The organism is Shewanella sp. 0m-8 (assembly GCF_052977265.1).
Window position 1 is genome coordinate 1 of record NZ_JBRIMB010000109.1, and the last position, 983, is coordinate 983.

The window sequence follows — 983 nt, forward strand, 5'->3', positions numbered from 1 at the left end:
ACCCATAGCTTCGGTGTATTGCTTAGCCCCGTTAAATCTTCCGCGCAGGCCGACTCGACTAGTGAGCTATTACGCTTTCTTTAAATGATGGCTGCTTCTAAGCCAACATCCTAGCTGTCTAAGCCTTCCCACATCGTTTCCCACTTAGCAATAACTTTGGGACCTTAGCTGATGGTCTGGGTTGTTTCCCTTTTCACGACGGACGTTAGCACCCGCCGTGTGTCTCCCGTATAGTACTCATTGGTATTCGGAGTTTGCAAAGGGTTGGTAAGTCGGGATGACCCCCTAGCCTTAACAGTGCTCTACCCCCAATGGTATTCGTACGAGGCGCTACCTAAATAGCTTTCGAGGAGAACCAGATATCTCCGAGTTTGATTGGCCTTTCACCCCCAGCCACAAGTCATCACCGCATTTTTCAACATACGTGTGTTCGGTCCTCCAATTGATGTTACTCAATCTTCAACCTGCCCATGGCTAGATCACTCGGTTTCGGGTCTACACCTTGCAACTAAACGCGCAGTTAACACTCGGTTTCCCTACGGCTCCGCTATTCGCTTAACCTTGCTACAAAATGTAAGTCGCTGACCCATTATACAAAAGGTACGCAGTCACGGTCTCAAGAACCGCTCCCACTGCTTGTACGTATACGGTTTCAGGTTCTATTTCACTCCCCTCACAGGGGTTCTTTTCGCCTTTCCCTCACGGTACTGGTTCACTATCGGTCAGTCAGGAGTATTTAGCCTTGGAGGATGGTCCCCCCATGTTCAAACAGGATGTCACGTGTCCCGTCCTACTCGTTTTCACGTAAAGTTAGTTTTCATGTACGGGGCTATCACCCTGTGCCGCTGTGCTTTCCAACACATTCCACTAACACCCTCTACGCTTAAGGGCTAATCCCCGTTCGCTCGCCGCTACTAGGGGAATCTCGGTTGATTTCTTTTCCTCCGGGTACTTAGATGTTTCAGTTCCCCGGGTTCGCCTCA

The 983-nt window shown here is 49.8% G+C and carries 1 rRNA gene; it reads right to left on the reverse strand.

The annotated features are described in order from the left end of the window. Nucleotides 1-983, reverse strand: a 23S ribosomal RNA gene (locus ACVBIO_RS21580); the annotation flags it as partial.